Origin of the sequence: Bacillus sp. GB_SG_008, assembly GCF_052038115.1 — a bacterium.
GTDB lineage: Bacteria > Bacillota > Bacilli > Bacillales > Bacillaceae_G > Bacillus_A > Bacillus_A rhizoplanae.
In genome coordinates this window covers 111528-131186 of sequence record NZ_JBPZSK010000002.1, presented here as the reverse complement: position 1 = coordinate 131186, position 19659 = coordinate 111528, and the positions used below count along the sequence as shown (strand labels likewise).

The following is a 19659-nucleotide window of genomic DNA, read 5'->3' as shown; positions in this document are numbered from 1 at the left end:
AGCGTAGGAGGCTCCCTACGCTTCTTCTAGCTTCTACTTCGTTAACATACGTGAAATAACAAGGCGCTGAATTTCTTGCGTGCCTTCGTAAATTTGCGTAATCTTCGCATCACGCATAAAACGCTCAACTGGATAATCTTTCGTATAACCATATCCCCCAAATACTTGCACAGCTTCGGTTGTCACTTTCATCGCCGTGTCTCCTGCAAACAATTTCGACATTGCTGATTCTTTGCCATACGGCAGTCCTTCTGACTCAAGCCAAGCCGCTTGATATGTTAACAAGCGTGCCGCCTCTACACCCGTCGCCATATCTGCTAGTTTAAAGCCAATCCCCTGCTGCGCAGCAATTGGTTTACCAAATTGATGGCGTTCCTTCGCATAATCGGCAGCAGCATCAAGTGCACCTTGTGCGATGCCAACCGCTTGCGCAGCAATACCATTACGGCCGCCGTCTAACGTTTGCATCGCAATTTTAAATCCTTGGCCTTCCTCGCCAAGTAAGTTCTCGGCAGGAATGCGGCAATCTTCAAATATAATCTCCGTCGTCGGTGAAGAACGAATACCAAGCTTGCTCTCTTTCTTTCCAACAGAAAATCCAGGCGCATCGCTTTCCACAATAAATGCACTTGTTCCGCGCTGCTTTGACTCTGAATCTGTCAGTGCAAACACAACATAAATATCCGCAATTCCGCCATTTGTAATGAAAATTTTCGAACCGTTCAAAATATAATGATCGCCGTCACGCTTTGCTGTTGTTTTCATTCCACCAGCATCAGAGCCTGAACCCGGCTCTGTTAAGCCGTAAGCTCCAATTTTCTTTCCTTCTGCCATCGGACGTAAATATTTCTGTTTTTGCTCCTCTGTACCAAATTTAAAAATTGGCCATCCTGCAAGCGACGTATGCGCCGATAATGTTACAGCTGTAGATGCGCAAACACGTGACAGCTCTTCTACCGCAATCACATAAGCCAAGTAATCGCTCCCAATTCCACCGTACTCTTCAGGCCACGGAATACCAGTTAAGCCAAGCTCCGCCATTTGATCAAATAAAGCGCGGTCAAAGCGTTCTTCCTCGTCGCGCTCTGCTGCCGTTGGTGCCACTTCATTTCTCGAAAAATCACGAACCATTTTCCGAATCATTTCATGTTCTTCTGATAATTTAAAGTGCATCTCTATTCCCCCTTAAAGCGCTCTGCTAATAACTAAGCGCTGAATCTCACTTGTTCCTTCATAAATCTCACATATTTTTGCATCGCGGAAGAATCGCTCCGCAGGATACTCTTTTGTATAACCGTAACCGCCAAGCACCTGCACAGCTTCAATCGCAACTTCTACTGCTGTTTTGGAAGCAAATAGTTTTGCAATTGACGCTTCTTTCCCGCACGGTAAGCCTTGTGCCCTTAGTGATGCTGCACGGTATACGAGTAAACGTGCTGCTTCAACAGCCGTTGCCATATCCGCTAGCTTAAAGCCTAGTCCTTGCTGCGCGGCAATCGGCTTGCCAAATTGGTGACGATCTTTCGCATAATCAGTAGCACATGCAAGCGCTGCTTCAGCGATGCCAAGTGACTGCGCCCCGATACCAATGCGACCAACATCTAAGTTTGCCATTGCCACTTTAAAACCTTGACCCTCTTCGCCAAGCAAATTCTCAGCAGGAACTCTCATGTCCTCGAACGTTAATTGCACTGTACGAGAACCTAATAGCCCCATTTTGTGCTCATCTTTTCCAATGATTAAACCCGGTGTATCTTTCTCAACAATAAATGCCGATATCCCGCGTGTACCCGCATCCGGATTCGTAGAAGCAAACACGATATATGTATCTGCCTCGCCGCCGTTTGTGATAAATACTTTTGAACCGTTAATTACGTACTCATCACCGCATCTAACTGCCCTTGATTTCAAACTTCCTGCATCTGATCCAGCGCCTGGCTCTGTCAATGCAAACGCTCCTAAATATTCACCAGCTGCTAACTTCGGAAGATACTTTTGCTTTTGCTCTTCTGTTCCAAAATATAAAATAGGATTCGTTCCAACAGAGGTATGCACTGCTAAAATTACACCTACGGTTGCGCTTACTTTTGACAGTTCATTAATTGCTAAAATATATGAAATAAAGTCCATTTCCGCTCCGCCGTATTTCGCTGGAATAGGAATTCCCATCAGTCCAAGCTCGCCCATTTTCTGTAAGACTTCTCTAGGAAACACCCCTTGTTCCATAGTAGGAACAAAGGGAGCAATTTCCTTTTGAGCGAAATCCCGAACCATTTTTCGCATCATTTGCTGCTCTTCTGTAAATTGAAAGTTCATATGCTCCACCTCAAATTGTTTTATATAGTAATTCAACTATTTGGTAAGACCACTAGTGCATGCAAAGAGGTGCCCTACCGGAGTATGTTATTATTCGTAAACGTAAAAACCGCGTCCTGTCTTGCGCCCTAACCAGCCTGCGTTTACGTATTTACGAAGTAACGGACATGGGCGATATTTGCTATCTCCTAATCCTTCGTGCAGTACTTCCATAATGTATAGACACGTATCTAAACCGATAAAATCAGCGAGTGTCAACGGTCCCATCGGATGATTCATGCCGAGCTTCATAACTTCATCAATCGCTTCTTTCGTCGCCACGCCCTCATATAGCGTATAAATTGCTTCGTTAATCATTGGCAATAAAATACGGTTCGAAACAAATCCTGGGAAGTCATTTACTTCAACTGGAACTTTGCCGATTTTTTTCGTAATATCTTCAATCGTTTCATATACAACGTCCTCTGTTGCTAAGCCGCGAATAATTTCAACAAGCTTCATAACAGGAACCGGATTCATAAAATGCATGCCAATAACCTTTTCTGGACGATTCGTAACAGCTGCGATCTCTGTAATTGGCAGCGATGATGTATTTGTTGCCAAGATCGTATGATCCGGTGCTAACGTATCTAAGTTCGCAAAAATTTGTTTTTTAATATCCATTCTCTCTACAGCTGCTTCAATGACAAGATCTGCTTCTTTCACGCAATCAAGTGTAAGTGTTGCTGTAAGACGATTTAATGTTGCCTGCTTATCCTCTTCACTCATGCGGCCTTTCTCAACTTGCCTAGATAAATTTTTCGTAATAATCCCCATGCCGCGGTCTAACTGCTCTTGTTTTAAATCTTGCATATATACGTCATAACCTGCCATCGCACATACCTGTGCAATTCCAGATCCCATTTGTCCTGAACCAATTACAACAATGCTTTGTACCGTCATATTTATAGCCCCCTTTTTTACTGAACCTCTATCATAATTGCGTCGCCTTGACCGCCGCCGCTGCAAATAGATGCAATACCGATTCCGCCGCCGCGCTGCTTTAACGCATGAATAAGAGTAACGATAATGCGCGCACCGCTTGCTCCGATTGGATGTCCCATCGCAACTGCTCCGCCATTTACGTTAATCTTTTCTGGATCAATACCAGCAATATTTGCACTTGCAATAGCTACAGCCGCAAATGCTTCATTAATCTCAAATAAATCTATCTCTTCTACTTTCTTACCTGTTTTCTTTAACAACTCGTTAATGGCATAACCTGGTGTTCTCGGGAAATCTTTCGCTTCAACCGCGATCGCTGTATGACCTAAAATTGTCGCAAGCGGCTTTCTTCCCTCTTGCTTCGCACGCTCTTCACTCATTAATACGAGCGCTGCCGCGCCGTCATTTAAACCTGGTGCATTTCCTGCGGTAACCGCTGCATCCTTATCAAATACAGGTTTTAATTTTGCTAGTTTTTCAACTGTTGTATCTTCGCGCGGTGCTTCGTCGTGAGCAACAACTACCGGCTCACCTTTTCGCTGCGGCACAGATACAGGTACAATTTCTTCTTCAAATCGGCCTTCCTTGCGTGATGCAACGGCGCGCATATGACTGCGGCATGCCCATTCATCTTGCATTTCGCGGGAAATACCATCTTCTTTCGCTACATCTCCGCCGTACACACCCATATGCACGCCAGAAAATGAGCACGTTAAGCCATCTGCCACGTTTAAGTCAACAACCTCGTTATGCCCCATGCGATATCCCCAGCGTGCACCGCGTAAAATATATGGACTATTACTCATCGATTCCATGCCGCCTGCTACAAGTAACGATTGGTCGCCGGTACGAATAATTTGATCTGCTAACGTTACTGCACGAAGCCCGGAAGCACATACTTTATTGACTGTTTCTGTGCGCGTCTCCCATGGGATCCCTGCTTCTCTTGCCGCCTGGCGTGATGGAATTTGTCCCTGACCACCTTGAATAACCGCTCCAAATATAACTTCTTCAATATCACTTGCTGCAACATTCGCGCGCTCTAATGCCGCTCCAATTGCAATTCCTCCAAGCTTCGTTGCCTTTACATCCTTTAAAGCTCCCCCAAACTTTCCAACAGGTGTTCTTGCAGCACTTAAAATTACTGTTCTAGTCAAAACATATTCCCCCATTTCTTCATTTTGCGGCGTTGATTGAACGCTCGTTCAGTTCAGCTGTTGTGAGAAAGAGGTGCAACCTTTGCACCCCCTTTTATCTAAAGTTGTACGGATTCTTACATGTTACATTGCTTCTTTCTTTGACCCGATAACAGAGCGCTCTAAAATCTCTGTTATATCAAGGGTTTGCACGCGTTCTTCTACTTCTTTTGCCTTCGTACCGTCACTAATCATCGTTAAGCAATATGGACAGCCCGTACCGATGATCGTCGGCGATGTAGCAAGCGCTTGCTCTGTACGTGCAACGTTAATACGAGAACCAGCAGTCTCTTCCATCCACATCAGACCACCGCCCGCTCCGCAGCACATTCCTGTTTCGCGGTTACGCTCCATTTCAATGAGATTCACGCCTGGAATCGCTTTTAAAATATTACGCGGCGCTTCGTACACTTCGTTGTAGCGTCCTAAATAACAAGAATCGTGATACGTAATCGTTTCTTCTACGCGGTGAACTGGTTTTAATCGTCCTTCTTTCACCCACTGTGCTAACAATTCTGTATGATGATAGACTTCTGCTTGTAAGCCAAAGTCCGGATACTCATTTTTAAACGTGTTATATGCGTGCGGATCAATTGTCACGATTTTCTTAACGCCCGCTTTTTCAAACTCTTCAATATTCTTGTTCGCCATCTCTTGGAAGACAAATTCATTTCCAAGACGACGCGGTGTATCACCTGAGTTTCTCTCTTTATTTCCGAGGATAGCAAAGGAAATACCAGCTTCGTTCATCAGCTTCGCAAACGATAACGCAATTTTTTGGCTGCGGTTATCATATGATCCCATAGAGCCTACCCAGAATAAGTACTCAAACTCTTCGCCTGCTTTCGTTTTCTCTTTCACAGTCGGAATAGAAACTTCTTCTTCCATCGTACGCCACGTTTCACGCTCTTTACGGTTCAGCCCCCAAGGGTTTCCTTGACGCTCGATATTTGTCAGGGCACGCTGCGCTTCTGGATCCATTTTTCCTTCTGTTAAAACAAGATAGCGGCGCAAATCAATAATTTTATCAACATGTTCATTCATAACTGGACATTGGTCTTCGCAGTTACGACACGTTGTACAAGCCCAAATTTCTGTTTCTGTAATGACATCGCCAATTAAACTTGGATTGTATGCTAATGTTGCTGCAGATTCATGTTGTCCCTCTCCAGCCGCCATCATCGCTAGCTGATTACCTTGTGTATTGTTAAATGCAACAGTTGGAACCCATGGTGCGCGCGATGTCACCGCTGCGCCTTTATCCGTTAAATGATCACGCAGTTTTAATATTAAATCCATCGGTGATAGCATCTTTCCTGTTCCCGTTGCTGGGCACATATTTGTACAGCGGCCGCACTCTACACATGCGTATAAATCAATAAGTTGCGTTTGTTTGAAATCTTCAATTTTTCCAACGCCAAATGTTTCTTGTGTTTCATCTTCAAAATCGATTTTTTCTAATTTTCCTGGGTTTGTTAAACGGCTAAAATATACATTTGCTGGTCCTGCAATTAAATGTGCATGCTTCGATTGTGGCACGTAAACTAAAAACGTTAACAAAATAAGTAGATGCATCCACCACGCAAAATAGAACACAACAATCGCAGCTGTTTCACCAATTCCAGAAAATAAGTAAGCGATTGCAGAAGCAATTGGTTCACTCCATGATAATTCCTCGCCATGCCAAATGATGCCCATTCCGTTACCAAGAAGAACAGATAGCATTAAGCCGCCGATAAAAATTAAAACAAGTCCCGCTTTAAAATTACGTTTTAAGCGCACAAGTTTTTCAATATACCTTCTATAAAAAGCCCAAAAGACTGCAATTAAAATGATGAGTGTGACGATTTCTTGGAAGAATGTAAATGCAGGGTATAGTGGTCCAAGTGGAAGATGTGATCCTGGTGCTAAGCCTTTCCATATGAAGTCAATTGCTCCAAATTGGACAAGAATAAATCCATAAAAAAACATAACATGCATGATACCGCTCTTTTTATCTTTAAGAAGCTTCTTTTGTCCGAAGACATTCCCCTTAATAAGATCCCATCTTTCTTTGAAGCGGCGATCAAATTCGACTTTCTTTCCTAATTGTATGTAGGTAATCCGCGTTCGTATGAGATATACAAATAAATATGCTGCATACGCTATGATGGCGATTGTCGCCAACCAATTCACAATTAATAAGCTATTCATCTTTCTGCCAACCCCTCTCCGTGTAATATTCCCTTTTTCGAATCTTCGAAAATAAATAATTTTCTGAATTTATTGCCCCTATTTCCATTATATGATGAGTGAGCGTTCAGTCAACAGTTTTTTGTTATACAACAATATATTTTTTCATAAAGCTTTTTATTTCGGTGAAACTATAAAGTGAAACTTCCATCAGCAAGGGATTTTTTCATCCCCACTGATGGTTAACCAATTGGACTTTTACGGGCAATTATCCCCCATCTATCTTCCTCGCTTCTCTCTGAATCTTGAGGTAGGGGTCTTACTGCCCGCAAATAGCGGGATAAAAATGAATATAGAGGAGGGAATGGATACATGAGCTTTTTATTTCTCTTCCTTGTCTTTTTCTTACTGTGGATAAATTTCGACTTCATATATGGAAGAAAACTTCATTTAAAACAACTTAAACCTCGTTCATTTCCTTTGCGCCATAGTAACTTTAAACTCTATACATATGGCCAAACATTATATAAGGAGCTATTTACTGATATACAACAGGCTAAGCATCACGTACATATTTTATTTTTTATCGTAAAAAACGATGAGATTAGCCATACATTTTTACAGCTTCTAATGGAAAAAGCACAACAAGGTATTGAAGTACGCCTTCTCCTTGATCGGATTGGCAGCCATCATTTATCAAAGGAAACAATCCGTGAATTAAAACAACAGGGCATACATTTTTCATTTTGTCATAAAATCCGTCTCCCATTTCTCTTTTTTTCCGCTAATCAACGGAACCATAGAAAAATTACGATTATTGACGGAAAAATCGGCTATATCGGAGGCTTTAATATCGGTGAAGAATACCTAGGGCATAATGCTGCACTCGGTCCATGGCGTGATTACCATCTACGCCTTACCGGAGAAGGCGTACAAGACTTACAAACGCAGTTTCTACACGATTGGCGCGATGATACAAATGAAGATTTATTGCATGAAGATTATTACTTTCCAATACTGGAAAAGGGAGAAACTTCCCATCAGTTCGTACCAACTGACGGCGCTTATTTACAACAAACTTTTCTCGATTTAATTGAAAAGGCAACGAAAGAGCTATATATCGGTACGCCCTATTTTATCCCTGGGAAAAAGCTAATGAGTGCATTGCTACGCGCAAAAAAGCGAGGCGTTCGTATTACCATTCTCGTACCTAAAAAAGCGGATCATCCATTTGTTCGTGAAGCGAAACTCCCATATTGCCGGAAGCTTATTGAAGCAGGCTGTCATATTTACGAATTTCAAGATGGATTTTTTCATGCCAAAATTGTAATGATAGATGGCTGTATTTGTGATATTGGAACTGCGAATTTTGATATGAGAAGCTTATATCTGAACCATGAAATCAATTGTATATTATATGGCTCACCGTTTTTAGAACAAGTGAAGAAAGAAATCAATCACGACTTAGAAGCTTCCGTTTCACTTTCAATTCAAGATGTTTCTCCTCACTCTCTTTTAGACAAAGGAAAAGAATGGATTGGAACAGTCCTTTCCTTTTTTCTATAAACACATGAAAGGCGATGTACGTATGAAAATAAGGGCAGTTTATCTCCCACCTAACTTCTTTGCTTTCACCGAATTTTGAGGTGGGAGTATTACTGCCCACGAATAGCGGGATAAAAAAGAGATGCTAATTCATATACGAATTACATCTCCAAAATGTATGTTATTTACTGTTTTCTCCCTCTAAACCGAACCCATTACTAGATAAGACAGTTGTTTCTTTTTTCATATCCACCCTTTTTCTTCAGCAATTGTAATTGCCTCAATCCGATTTTTTGCATTTAATTTCGTTAACACATCGGAAATATAGTTTCGAACGGTTCCAGATGACAAGTATAGTGTTTTTGCAATTTCGTTTGCCGTTTTTCCTTCTTTCGCTAACAAGAGAACCTCTCTTTCTCTATCTGTTAGCGGATTTTGTTCTTGCCAAAGCCCAAACATGAGCTCAGGAGAAATTTCTCTTTTCCCATTCATTACATTCCGAATTGCCGCTGCAAGATCTTCACTTGGACTATCTTTTAATAAATACCCATGCACGTTTGCTTTCATCGCTCGCTCGAAATAACCAGGACGGGCAAATGTTGTTAAAATCATAACTCTACACTGTGACTGTTGTTTCCGTAACGTTTCAGCCACATCTAATCCGCTCTGAATTGGCATTTCAATGTCCATAATACTAACATCTGGCTGTAGTTTTTCAATTAGTCGCAAAGCCTCTTCTCCGTTTTCCGCCTGCCCAACAACCTCAATATCATCTTCTAAATCAAGTAAAGCTCCTAACGCTCCGCGAAGCATACGCTGATCTTCTGCAATGATGATTCGAATCATGCTCTCACCCCATCTTTCCCTGTTCTTATAACAATTGGTACATGTATTGTTAACATCGTTCCATCATGAATAGCGTCTAGCTCAAGTACTCCATCAATAAGAGCCAATCGTTCTCTCATTCCAAGAATGCCATTCCCATCATGATTTTTTTGTAGTCCGATTCCATTATCCTTTACTTGTAAAATCAATTTCCCTTGTGTTTCAAGTAAAGCAACCACGCACGTTGTTGCCTTGCTATGTTTTACAACGTTTGTCACCGCTTCACGTAAACACATTCCTAAAATGTTTTGTTCTAGCGGTGATAATACATTCGTACTTGTCTCCTGCTTTACTTCTAATGATATATTGGCCGCTTGGAGAATCACCTTCACTTGCTCTAGCTCTTCTTCCACCGTAATCATACGCATATCAGAAATTAATTCCCGTAATTGTTTTAACGCATTTCTTGATGTTTGCGTGATTTCCTTTGCCTCTAGACAAGCACGTTCTGGATTTTTCACAATAAGCTTCTCAACAAGCTGACTTTTTAGCGTAATAAGCGATAACGTATGTCCTAACGTATCATGTAAATCTCTCGCAATGCGCTGGCGTTCTTCTCGCTTCACTAGATCACGAATTTGTTCATTTGCTTCACTTAATTGTGTTTTTAATATCTTTTTTTGATTAAAATTCCGCATACCAAATGGTGTAAGAATCATTAAAATAAACATCGGAATCGCTGTTATAAAAGACGCTTTTGTAAGCTCATTCATATGCAGCAACATAAAAGAACCAATCATTACGATCAAAAGGAAAAACAACAATCGAAATTGTTTTTTTGTCGGTGTAAACCCCATTGCATTTGCTGTATAAAATCCAAAATAAATCATATATGGTTCATAAAATGCACTAAATAGAAATGTAATCATAAATTGAATACATGCCCATATAACAAATGTTTTTTTCACAAAATAAAGCTGGCGGTATGCAATAACAAAGAGTATGAGCATCCCGCCTCCTAATATCAATTTCCAACCTGATTGCCCCATCAAGTAATAAAGAGGAAACAACAAGTACACGAGCCATATATAAGGGAAAAATCCCATATGTTTTGGAAAGAATTCAAACTGTTTCTTTTCGATCATTTTATATCGCTTCCTGTCTCTTTCTTATATATATTGATAATACAACAAAAGCGATGAAATAACCTCCTAACACTGCAACATTCTCCCAGCCAATTGCCTTACCAGCAACAATATCCCAAGCACCGCTTCCGAAACGATATGTCGGTGTCCATTCCCCAATACTTCTTAACGCTTTTGGTAATACTTCGATTGGCATCCATAAACCACCTAGAATGGCTAAACACATATTTAAAATATTTGCTAGCCCAGCAGCCGCATCAGCCTTCTTAATCGAACCAATTACCGTTCCAAGCGCTAAAAATGGCGTAACACCAATTAACAACCATAATCCAGCGCCAATCCACTGTCCAATCGTTAACTGTACATCATTAATTAATATTCCCGCGATAAAAATAACTAAGATTGAAAAAGCATTTACAAGCGTTTGTGCAACAATTTTTGCAGATAAATACGCCCCTTCTGGCAGCGGTGTAATTTGTAAAAGCTGTGTCCATCCTTGCCCTTTTTCTTGTGAAAGACGAACACCGAAACTAAAAAGTGCTGTTCCTACAATACTAAAAGTAGCCATTGAAATTAAATAGTGTGCTTTCCATGCATCTCCATTTTCCGGCACTGACACGACATTTGTAAAAATGTAATAAAACATAACTGGCATTAATAACGAGAAAAAGATAAATAATTTATTGCGAAACGTACGTAATATTTCTATTTTACATTGCATCCAAAACGCTCTCATGCAATTCCCTCCTTCTGATTTGCAACAAACTGTTCAAAAGCTTCATCCAAGCTGCCGCGCTCAACAGCAATATCCATGACCGGCAAGTTTTTATTGAAAATTTCCCGGAGTGTAGCATCTGTATCATCTGTTGTCAGCACCACACGTTTTTCATGCCACTGGACACTTGTAACATGAGATAAACTTCGAAGCAGGCTTGTTGGCATTTCCTCTTTTGCATAAAATGAAATTGTTTTTTGAGAAATTGTTGCTTTCATCTCATCTGGTGTTCCATCAGCAATCACTTTCCCATTTGCAAACAATAAAATTCGATCTGCTAGTGCATCTGCTTCTTCTAAATAATGTGTTGTTAACATAATCGTTTTTCCTTCACCTGCTAACTTTCGAATTGTATCCCAAAAGTTTTTTCTAGACGTGATGTCCATCCCTACTGTTGGTTCATCTAAAAATAGTAATTCTGGATTTCCAGCAAGTGCGAGTGCAAAATTCAAACGTCTTTTCTGACCACCAGATAACTTTTCACATCTTTGCTTTCTTTCTGACTCTAAATTGGATAGCTGAAGCAGTGTTTCTTTTGCAAGTGGATTCGTATAATAACTACGAAATAAATCAATTGCCTCTTCCACAGAGATACTATCAATTACGCTCACCTCTTGCAGCATTGCCCCAAGGCGATTGCGAACGTCCCGGTGCTTTGGGCTCTTGCCAAATATAGAAATATTTCCTTCTGAAGGATCCCTTAATCCAAGCATCATCGAAATTATTGTTGTTTTCCCAGCCCCGTTTGGTCCAAGTAATGCAACAATTTTCCCCTTCTCTACTGTAAATGAAACGTTATTTACTGCTTTTTTATATTTAAATGTTTTTGAAACACCATTCACTTCAATTACTTGTTCCATTTCTCCACCTCCATCGTTACTTACACTTATATTGTATAAATTGGAAGAGATGGAAAACAGTAAAAGACGTCATGATATGAATATGACAAATGTCAGGAAATCTTAAAATACGGGTTTTCCCACGCAAGTAGCAGGACAAAAACAAACGTGATACAATCATGTGAGATGTACATTCGAGGAAGGACAGTGGTTTTCATGATTATTCGTAATGAAAAAGATTTAGAAGGCTTACGAAAAATCGGCCGCATCGTTGCGCTTGCTCGCGAGGAAATGAAGAAACAAGCGAAGCCAGGTATGACAACGAAAGAGCTTGATTTAATTGGTAAGAAAGTATTAGATGAGCACGGTGCCATTTCTGCACCTGAAAAAGAATATGATTTTCCAGGCACAACTTGCATTAGTGTCAATGAAGAAGTTGCCCACGGCATTCCAGGGAATCGCGTCCTAAAAGAAGGCGATTTAGTAAACGTAGATGTATCTGCAGCACTTGACGGTTACTACGCAGATACAGGTATTTCGTTCGTTCTTGGACAAGATGAAGCAAAAGAAAAACTTTGCGCTGCTGCTGAAAGTGCATTTTGGGCAGCCATGAAAAAAGTAAAAGCTGGCGCAAAACAAAACCAAATTGGTCGTGCGGTTTCCAATGATGCGCGTAAAAATGGCTACGCAGTAATTCAAAACTTAACAGGACACGGCATTGGACTTAGCTTACACGAAGCACCAAACCATATTTTAAGCTATTTCGATCCTATGGATAGTGCGCTATTAAAAGACGGACTTGTCTTAGCAGTAGAACCATTCGTATCCATGGGTGCGGATCATATTATCGAACGCGGTGATGATGGCTGGACATTTGTAACGCCAGATAAAAGCCTTGTTGCTCAATGTGAGCATACCGTTGTCGTTACACGCGGTGAACCAATTATTTTAACACAACTATAAGAAAAAGCAGGATGCACGGAAATATTTCCGTACATCCTGCTTTTTTATTATCTAGTGCCAGCGACTAGAGTACTCGGTAGTTTCACTTTATTACATCTTCTCAGGTGCAGATACTCCAACTAATGCTAATGCATTTTGAAGTGTAATGCGTACCGCACGCATTAAGTCGTAACGAGCTTTACTTAACTCTAGGTTATCTTGGTTTAATACTTTTTCTGCATTGTAGAAGCTATGAAGCGCTGCTGCTAAGTCAAATGCATAGCTTGTAATGCGGTGTGGCAGACGTTTTTGTGCTGCTTCTGCAACTGCCGCTGGGAATTCACCCAGTTTCTTTAATAAGTCTACTTCTTTCTCAGAAGCAACAAGTTTGTAGTTAACATCGCTGCCTGCAGTTAATCCAAGCTCTTCACCTTGGCGAAGGATGCTGCATACGCGTGCATGTGCGTATTGTGCATAGTATACAGGGTTTTCATTTGATTTTGATACCGCTAAGTCCATATCAAAGTCTAAATGAGAATCACCGCTGCGCATTGCAAAGAAGTAACGCATTGCGTCCACGCCTACTTCTTCCATAAGCTCACGAAGTGTAACAGCTTTACCTGTACGTTTACTCATTTTTACTTTTTCACCGTTTTGGTATAGTTGTACCATTTGGATGATTTCTACTTCTAATGTATCTTTATCGTATCCAAGCGCTTGAATTGCTGCTTTCATACGTGGAATGTAACCGTGGTGGTCAGCACCCCAAATGTTAATTAATTTCTCAAAACCACGCTCTAATTTATCACGGTGATACGCAATATCTGGCGTTAAGTATGTGTAAGAACCATCGTTTTTAATTAATACGCGGTCTTTATCATCACCGTAAGTTGTAGAACGGAACCATGTTGCGCCCTCTTCTTCAAATACCTCTTCGCGCTCTTTTAACGCTGCAAGAGCTTCATCGATTTTACCGTTTTTGTATAATGATGTTTCAGAGAACCACACATCAAATTTAACACGGAAGCTTTCTAAGTCTTTTTGAAGTTTTGCTAATTCATATTTCAAACCGTACTCACGGTAGAATTCGTAGCTTTCTTTTGCGTCAGCTTTTGCATAACGATCGCCAAACTCTTCTGCTAAACGCTTCCCGATACCGATAATATCTGCACCATGGTAACCGTCTTCTGGCATTTCTTTATCTAACCCTAACGCTTGCATGTAACGAGCTTCAACAGAAAGCGCTAAGTTATGAATTTGGTTACCAGCATCGTTAATATAATATTCACGAGATACATCGTATCCTGCTTTTGCTAATACGTTACATAACGTGTCACCAACTGCCGCGCCGCGCGCATGTCCTAAGTGAAGGTCACCTGTTGGGTTTGCAGATACGAACTCAACTTGTACTTTCTCACCTTTACCAGTGCTTGTTTCACCGTAAGCTTCGCCAGCTGTAATAATTGTTGGAATTAGATCTGTTAAGTAGCTGTTATCCATGTAGAAGTTAATGAAGCCAGGTCCAGCAATTTCGATTTTTTCAATAGAAGCTTTTGCTTTATCGAAATTTGCAATTAATTCTTCTGCAATCATGCGCGGTGCCTTTTTCGCTACGCGTGCAAGCTGCATCGCCATGTTTGTAGAGAAATCACCATGTGTTTTATCTTTTGGCGTTTCTAATACAACGTTTGGAATTTGTTCTTCTGTCGCTAATTCTGCTTTTACTACAGCAGCTTTAATTTCCTCTTTAATGAGTTCTTTTACTTGTTCTAAAGAGTTCATTATTGTGCCTCCTTGAGATTAATAGTAATTGTATATCGGCCTGCTTCTTGCTCACTTAGAAGCAATGCATACGTTAGAAAGAGTTGTCCCTTTTTCTTTTCTTCCGACCATTTAAAAAGGACGTTATCTGTTTTCGTTTGCAATGCAAACGTTCCAAGTTCACTTGTATACGTTCCTGTTGTCCACTCGCCTTTTTTATGAGTTTGACGCATAGAAATAGCACCTGAACGCATAATGAGAACTTGATCATCTTGGATTTTAATAATTGTCTTCACTTCGCCTTGTTCGTTCGGCTCTTGAAACGTTACATATGTACTTTGACCCTTTACATAGTATAGACCATTTGCGTCAAAAGCAATAGTTTCCTTTCGCGCCCCTTCACGAACTTCCGTTACAAAGTGAACTTGTACTGGTAAGCCTGCAAGTTGCTTCTCCACGTCTTGCACACCTTTCGAAATGTTATAGATATTACATATAGTTCATAATAAATCACTTTTCCTATCATATCAAAAAACAGCGGTGTCTGTCTGCTGAAATATTAGGAAACCTATTGAAAGATGTAGTTCAAAAAGCAATTTATAAAAATGTTGGTATCATCCTTGTAAAACATTAAAACCCAAGTTCATATTGAACTTGGGTTTTTCATTATTTTTTCAGTTTTTCTAGCACTTTCGCTGGCACTTCATTCTCTCGCAGTTCTGCCAATCCTTTTCCTTGGCTGCCTTTTGCGTAAATTTTCAAGTATACTCCTTGGCAAAGTTCACGATTTATCATTTTTTTCACAACTTGCTCATTTCCATCCCTATCATAAGCAGTAAATGTATACAAATACTTATCGCCTTTTTTCTCCCCTTGATTTGTTACAGCATAATAATCCTTTACTTCCTTACCTGAAAAAAAGTTATCTACAAAAGCTTGCACACCTTCTGTTTTTGATTGTAAGTAAAAAACACCTGCACCGCCTAAAATAGCCAGTACCGCTATAACTTTTAATATCATACGCACGAATCTTTCCACCTCTAACATGTATCCTTGTATAATGCTTCATTGAGTATAAAATCTATCCAAAATAGTCTCTATCGATTTTTCTTACATTTCTCTTACATCATTGTAAGAGAAGTTAATTAAAATATCTTCCCAACAAAAAAGGCTATTTCGAATTCATTCGAAATAGCCTTTTTTAGAAAGCTTACTTTTCATCTAGCTCTAGTGACTGGAATACTTGGTCGCTTTACTTTTATTTCTATCTAGCTACGCCTCCTAGGCCTTTGCGTCTAAGAACCTTCCCCGCCTAAAAGTAAAAAGCACTTTTTACGGGAAAGAACCTTAGCCACCAGGCCTAAACAGTCGGCTTCGCTTTTATTTCTGCACCCATCCAAGTAACATTTCGCGCACAAATTTACTTGCTGCGATTGGTGTTTGGTCACTGTGATCATATACAGGAGCTACTTCTACTAAGTCTGCTCCAACTACGTTTATATTTGAATTTGCAATTGCAACAATGGAATCTAGTAGTTCTTTTGAAGTGATACCGCCAGCTTCTAATGTTCCTGTACCAGGAGCATGCGCTGGGTCTAATACGTCGATATCAATCGTAACATAGACTGGGCGTCCTGCAAGTGTTGGCAATACTTTCTTTAATGGTTCTAATACATCAAATTTGTATAAGTTCATGCCAACTTCTTTTGCCCACTCAAATTCTTCCTTCATACCAGAACGAATACCGAAAGAATATACGTTTTCTGGACCAATTAAATCGCACACTTTACGAATTGGTGTAGAGTGAGATAAAGGCTCGCCTTCATACGACTCACGTAAATCTGTATGAGCATCCATGTGGATGATTGCTAAATCTGGATATTTTTTGGCCATCGCCTTAAAAATTGGCCAAGACACTAGGTGCTCACCACCAAGACCTAGTGGAAACTTACCAGCATCTAATAGTTTTGTTACATATTCTTCGATCATGTCTAAGCTGCGCTGTGCATTACCGAAAGGAAGCGGAATATCACCTGCATCAAAATATTTAACTTCCTCTAATTCACGATCTAAATACGGACTATATTCTTCTAGTCCAATTGATACTTCACGAATACGTGCTGGACCGAAACGAGAACCCGGACGATAACTTACTGTCCAATCCATCGGCATCCCATAAATAACAACCTCAGCATCTTCAAAACTTGGATGACTGTTAATAAATACTTTACCTGAATAAGCTTCATCAAAACGCATATTCTTTTTCCTCCTATCTGGAACTGAAGGTATCCCAACCTTTCATTTTGTCTCAAATTTGGAGCGGTTTTGCTCCTCTTTATCGATTTACCACACTCGCCTCAACCCAATTAGTCGAGAAGAAATTTACTTACTTTTATTACAACTTCGGCAGCTAGCTCTGTCCCACTAGACCCTAGCATCTAAGAACCTTCCCCACGAGAAAGCAAATAGTGCCTTCTGTGGGAAAGAACCTTAGCCACCGTCAGCTTCGCTTTTCTTACTTAATTAAATCCCCAACGAATTTAGGTAATACGAATGCTGCTTTGTGAAGTTCTTTTGTATAGTATTTCGTTTCGATTTCGTGGAAACGCTCTTCACTTACTTCTAGTGGATCATGCTTCTTAGATCCGATTGTGAATGTCCAAAGGCCGCTTGGATACGTTGGAATGTTTGCTGTGTATAGACGTGTAATTGGGAAAATTTCTTTTACGTCTTTAAACACGTTTGAAATTAATTCTGGTGTGAACCAAGGGTTATCTGTTTGCGCTACGAAAATACCGTCTTCTTTTAACGCTTTAGAGATTCCAGCGTAGAATCCTTTTGTAAATAAGTTTACAGCTGGGCCTACTGGCTCTGTAGAATCAACCATGATTACGTCATACACGTTTTCGCTTTCAGCAATGTGCATGAAGCCATCGCCTACTTTTACTTCTACACGTGGATTTTCTAACTCGCCAGCAATTTCTGGTAAGTATTTTTTAGAGTACTCGATTACTTTTCCATCAATTTCAACAAGCGTCGCTTTTTTCACGCTTGGGTGTTTTAATACTTCACGAATAACGCCGCCATCTCCGCCGCCAACAACTAAAACGTTTTCAGGGTTTGGATGTGTGAATAATGGTACGTGCGCTACCATTTCGTGATATACGAATTCATCCTTTTGCGTTGTCATAACCATGCCATCTAAAATAAGCATATTGCCGAATTCTTCAGTTTCAACCATATCTAGCTTTTGAAATTCTGTTTGCTCCGTATGTAAAGTGCGGTTAATACGCGCTGTAATTCCAAAATGCTTTGTTTGTTTCTCAGTGAACCATAGTTCCATTGTACAATCACGCCTTTCGTTGCAAATTATAATGTGGACACCATTAATGTCCCCTAACAAAAATAAAACAAAACATGTAAAATGTATAGTTAAAAATATAAAAAGGAACGTAAATATATTGTAAACGAGTCGTTTTCGTTCGTATATTTAGTCAATTATGTATAAAACGGTAAGAAAACCCTTTCCTAGGAAAGGGTTTTGCTCTCATTTTCTCGAATCGGTAGACAAATCATCACACATCCAACTAGCGCAACAATTCCTCCTACTAAAAACGGACTTTGCGGTGAAACTACGTGACCAATAATTCCAGATAAAATTGGTGCAATTGCCCCGCCCAGCCAACGAACAAAATTATATACACCAGATGTAATAGATCTTTCATAAGGTGAGATATCCATTACGTAACTTGTAAATAATGCATTATTAAGACCAGACGCTAATCCTGATAAAATGATTAGTACAATTTGTAACCACATGACTTGTACGAAGAACAATAGCATTAAAAAGATTGCAAATACAAGCAAGCTATAGCGTAGTAACATTTTCGGTTCGTATTTTCCTTCTAATTGGTGTGCAAGCACAGCAGAACCATACGCTAATGCAAGACCCCAGCCACAAAAGACAAAGCCAAGCTGAATGGCAGATAAATGTAAAACAAGCGGTGAATATGCTAAGACAACAAAGAAAGCATAGTAATATAACATCCCGGAAATGGCACCTTGTATGAAAGGTTTATATTTCACCAGATTAATTAATTCCTTCAATCCAGCTGACTGACGTTTCACTTTGCGCTCTGGTTCTTTCACAAAAAAGAAAACAAGAATAAATGCTAAAGCAATTAAAACACTTGTCGCAAAAAACGGATAACGCCAAGAATATCCACCTAATAAACCACCTAACAGCGGACCTCCCGCCATACCTAAACCAATTGCTGCCTCATACAATCCAACAGCTTCATGCACCTCTTTGCTCAGCGCAATTAATAACGTCATTGCCGTTGCAAAAAACATCGCATTCCCTAAACCCCAGCCGGCACGAAAAATAGATAACTGCGTAATTGTTTGTGAGAATCCGCAAATACACGCAAATACCGTTACAGTTGCAAGACCAATTGTCATCATACGCTTATCGCCAAATCTTGCCGCAAAAAGACCAGCTGGCAGCATCATAATTGCCATCGTTAAAATATAGGCTGTAAATAACATTTCTACTTGCCAATGTGTTGCACCGATTTGCTCTGCAATGCTTGGCAAAATTGGATCGACTACTCCAATGCCAGAAAAGGCAAGAAAAGTAGCGACTACTGTAATAAGCCTTCCAAGTCGTTGTTTACTCTCCATATAAATCACTCTCCTTTTGTTTCTTCTAAGAACTTCGTTGCTCTTTCCAAGCTATGTTCTAATTCTTCCTTCACGCGCTTCATTTGTAGCATTTTCTTATCTAACGTCTCGACTTGATTTGTCAGCATATGCGCTATTTCTTGAATTACTTCTCGGTCGCGCGGGTTATCACTATTTTTTCTTTGCTCCATACGTTCTTTAAGTGATAAGAAATACTGCATTTCTTGAAGCGTAATACCTAATACTTCTTTCGCTTCTACAATTTTTTTGATTCTCTCTACATCTTCATCTGTATATAGGCGAATATTCCCTTCACTGCGCTCTGGCGGATGAATTAAGCCAATTTCCTCATAATAACGAAGAGTCCGCTTTGTTAAACCTGTTTGTTTTGTAACTTCATCAATTTTATACAATTTTATTCCTCCTCCCTAACAATATTACATTTTACGTTAACGTTAACTTTTGTGCAACCATTA

At 40.1% G+C, this 19659-nt stretch carries 18 protein-coding genes; 2 read left to right on the top strand and 16 right to left on the bottom strand.

What is annotated here, in order from left to right; genetic code table 11:
* Nucleotides 1-33: 33 nt before the first annotated feature.
* The 5 genes from acdA to ACTDJC_RS05650 form a co-directional block, all read right to left on the bottom strand.
* Nucleotides 34-1173 (bottom strand): acyl-CoA dehydrogenase AcdA, encoded by a 1140-nt coding sequence (acdA, locus tag ACTDJC_RS05670; RefSeq protein WP_098310049.1) that lies wholly within the window; start codon nt 1171-1173, stop codon nt 34-36.
* Between the two features lie 12 nt (nt 1174-1185).
* On the bottom strand, nt 1186-2316 hold the full coding sequence (locus tag ACTDJC_RS05665; RefSeq protein ID WP_098310050.1) for an acyl-CoA dehydrogenase: 1131 nt from the start codon (nt 2314-2316) through the stop codon (nt 1186-1188).
* 90 nt (nt 2317-2406) lie between these two features.
* Nucleotides 2407-3258 (bottom strand): 3-hydroxybutyryl-CoA dehydrogenase, encoded by an 852-nt coding sequence (locus ACTDJC_RS05660; protein WP_440602839.1) that lies wholly within the window; start codon nt 3256-3258, stop codon nt 2407-2409.
* A gap of 17 nt (nt 3259-3275) precedes the next feature.
* Nucleotides 3276-4472 (bottom strand): acetyl-CoA C-acetyltransferase, encoded by a 1197-nt coding sequence (locus ACTDJC_RS05655; protein WP_440602838.1) that lies wholly within the window; start codon nt 4470-4472, stop codon nt 3276-3278.
* Between the two features lie 108 nt (nt 4473-4580).
* Complete coding sequence (locus ACTDJC_RS05650) at nt 4581-6689, bottom strand: (Fe-S)-binding protein (protein WP_440602837.1); 2109 nt, start codon at nt 6687-6689, stop codon at nt 4581-4583.
* A 351-nt stretch (nt 6690-7040) separates the two neighbouring features.
* Here ACTDJC_RS05650 and cls point away from each other — a divergent pair, with 351 nt between their 5' ends.
* Nucleotides 7041-8234 carry a cardiolipin synthase gene (gene cls / locus ACTDJC_RS05645; protein ID WP_253630976.1) on the top strand — a complete coding sequence of 398 codons (1194 nt, stop codon included), beginning with the start codon at nt 7041-7043 and terminating at the stop codon, nt 8232-8234.
* A gap of 222 nt (nt 8235-8456) precedes the next feature.
* Here cls and ACTDJC_RS05640 read toward each other — a convergent pair whose 3' ends face one another.
* From ACTDJC_RS05640 to ACTDJC_RS05625, 4 genes are read right to left on the bottom strand one after another with little or no spacing between them, the layout of a single operon-like run.
* Entirely contained in the window at nt 8457-9059 is a 603-nt protein-coding gene (locus tag ACTDJC_RS05640) for a response regulator transcription factor (RefSeq protein ID WP_440602836.1), read from the bottom strand.
* Entirely contained in the window at nt 9056-10183 is a 1128-nt protein-coding gene (locus ACTDJC_RS05635; RefSeq protein ID WP_440602835.1) for a sensor histidine kinase, read from the bottom strand. The genes ACTDJC_RS05640 and ACTDJC_RS05635 overlap by 4 nt, the downstream gene beginning before the upstream one ends.
* A gap of 1 nt (nt 10184) precedes the next feature.
* Entirely contained in the window at nt 10185-10919 is a 735-nt protein-coding gene (locus ACTDJC_RS05630) for an ABC transporter permease (protein WP_098310057.1), read from the bottom strand.
* Nucleotides 10916-11818, bottom strand: a complete 903-nt coding sequence (locus ACTDJC_RS05625) for an ABC transporter ATP-binding protein (RefSeq protein WP_440602834.1) — start codon at nt 11816-11818, stop codon at nt 10916-10918. The genes ACTDJC_RS05630 and ACTDJC_RS05625 overlap by 4 nt, the downstream gene beginning before the upstream one ends.
* Before the next feature lie 147 nt (nt 11819-11965).
* On the opposite strand from ACTDJC_RS05625, the gene map reads away from it, so the two are divergent.
* On the top strand, nt 11966-12760 hold the full coding sequence (gene map / locus ACTDJC_RS05620; protein ID WP_440602833.1) for a type I methionyl aminopeptidase: 795 nt from the start codon (nt 11966-11968) through the stop codon (nt 12758-12760).
* A 90-nt stretch (nt 12761-12850) separates the two neighbouring features.
* On the opposite strand, the gene argS is transcribed toward map, so the two are convergent.
* The 7 genes from argS to ACTDJC_RS05585 form a co-directional block, all read right to left on the bottom strand.
* A complete protein-coding gene (gene argS / locus ACTDJC_RS05615) occupies nt 12851-14521 on the bottom strand; it encodes an arginine--tRNA ligase (protein WP_440602832.1) in 1671 nt (556 codons plus the stop codon).
* Entirely contained in the window at nt 14521-14958 is a 438-nt protein-coding gene (locus ACTDJC_RS05610) for a DUF1934 domain-containing protein (RefSeq protein ID WP_440602831.1), read from the bottom strand. Before ACTDJC_RS05610 ends, argS begins: the two co-directional genes overlap by 1 nt.
* A 208-nt stretch (nt 14959-15166) precedes the next feature.
* Nucleotides 15167-15526 (bottom strand): YxeA family protein, encoded by a 360-nt coding sequence (locus ACTDJC_RS05605; protein WP_440602830.1) that lies wholly within the window; start codon nt 15524-15526, stop codon nt 15167-15169.
* A gap of 354 nt (nt 15527-15880) precedes the next feature.
* A complete protein-coding gene (gene speB / locus ACTDJC_RS05600; protein WP_020059760.1) occupies nt 15881-16756 on the bottom strand; it encodes an agmatinase in 876 nt (291 codons plus the stop codon).
* A 259-nt stretch (nt 16757-17015) separates the two neighbouring features.
* Nucleotides 17016-17843: a polyamine aminopropyltransferase gene (gene speE, locus ACTDJC_RS05595; protein ID WP_098310064.1), complete on the bottom strand. Its 828-nt coding sequence runs from the start codon at nt 17841-17843 to the stop codon at nt 17016-17018.
* 185 nt (nt 17844-18028) lie between these two features.
* Entirely contained in the window at nt 18029-19183 is a 1155-nt protein-coding gene (locus tag ACTDJC_RS05590; RefSeq protein WP_440602829.1) for an MFS transporter, read from the bottom strand.
* A gap of 5 nt (nt 19184-19188) precedes the next feature.
* Nucleotides 19189-19596 (bottom strand): MerR family transcriptional regulator, encoded by a 408-nt coding sequence (locus ACTDJC_RS05585; protein WP_440602828.1) that lies wholly within the window; start codon nt 19594-19596, stop codon nt 19189-19191.
* Nucleotides 19597-19659 lie beyond the last annotated feature (63 nt).

Coding starts and splice junctions, on each gene's coding strand:
- acdA (WP_098310049.1), bottom strand. CDS start 1,173: ATGCACTTTAAATTATCAGAAGAACATGAAATGATTCGGAAAATGGTT.
- ACTDJC_RS05665 (WP_098310050.1), bottom strand. CDS start 2,316: ATGAACTTTCAATTTACAGAAGAGCAGCAAATGATGCGAAAAATGGTT.
- ACTDJC_RS05660 (WP_440602839.1), bottom strand. CDS start 3,258: ATGACGGTACAAAGCATTGTTGTAATTGGTTCAGGACAAATGGGATCT.
- ACTDJC_RS05655 (WP_440602838.1), bottom strand. CDS start 4,472: ATGGGGGAATATGTTTTGACTAGAACAGTAATTTTAAGTGCTGCAAGA.
- ACTDJC_RS05650 (WP_440602837.1), bottom strand. CDS start 6,689: ATGAATAGCTTATTAATTGTGAATTGGTTGGCGACAATCGCCATCATA.
- cls (WP_253630976.1), top strand. CDS start 7,041: ATGAGCTTTTTATTTCTCTTCCTTGTCTTTTTCTTACTGTGGATAAAT.
- ACTDJC_RS05640 (WP_440602836.1), bottom strand. CDS start 9,059: ATGATTCGAATCATCATTGCAGAAGATCAGCGTATGCTTCGCGGAGCG.
- ACTDJC_RS05635 (WP_440602835.1), bottom strand. CDS start 10,183: ATGATCGAAAAGAAACAGTTTGAATTCTTTCCAAAACATATGGGATTT.
- ACTDJC_RS05630 (WP_098310057.1), bottom strand. CDS start 10,919: ATGAGAGCGTTTTGGATGCAATGTAAAATAGAAATATTACGTACGTTT.
- ACTDJC_RS05625 (WP_440602834.1), bottom strand. CDS start 11,818: ATGGAACAAGTAATTGAAGTGAATGGTGTTTCAAAAACATTTAAATAT.
- argS (WP_440602832.1), bottom strand. CDS start 14,521: ATGAACTCTTTAGAACAAGTAAAAGAACTCATTAAAGAGGAAATTAAA.
- speB (WP_020059760.1), bottom strand. CDS start 16,756: ATGCGTTTTGATGAAGCTTATTCAGGTAAAGTATTTATTAACAGTCAT.
- speE (WP_098310064.1), bottom strand. CDS start 17,843: ATGGAACTATGGTTCACTGAGAAACAAACAAAGCATTTTGGAATTACA.
- ACTDJC_RS05590 (WP_440602829.1), bottom strand. CDS start 19,183: ATGGAGAGTAAACAACGACTTGGAAGGCTTATTACAGTAGTCGCTACT.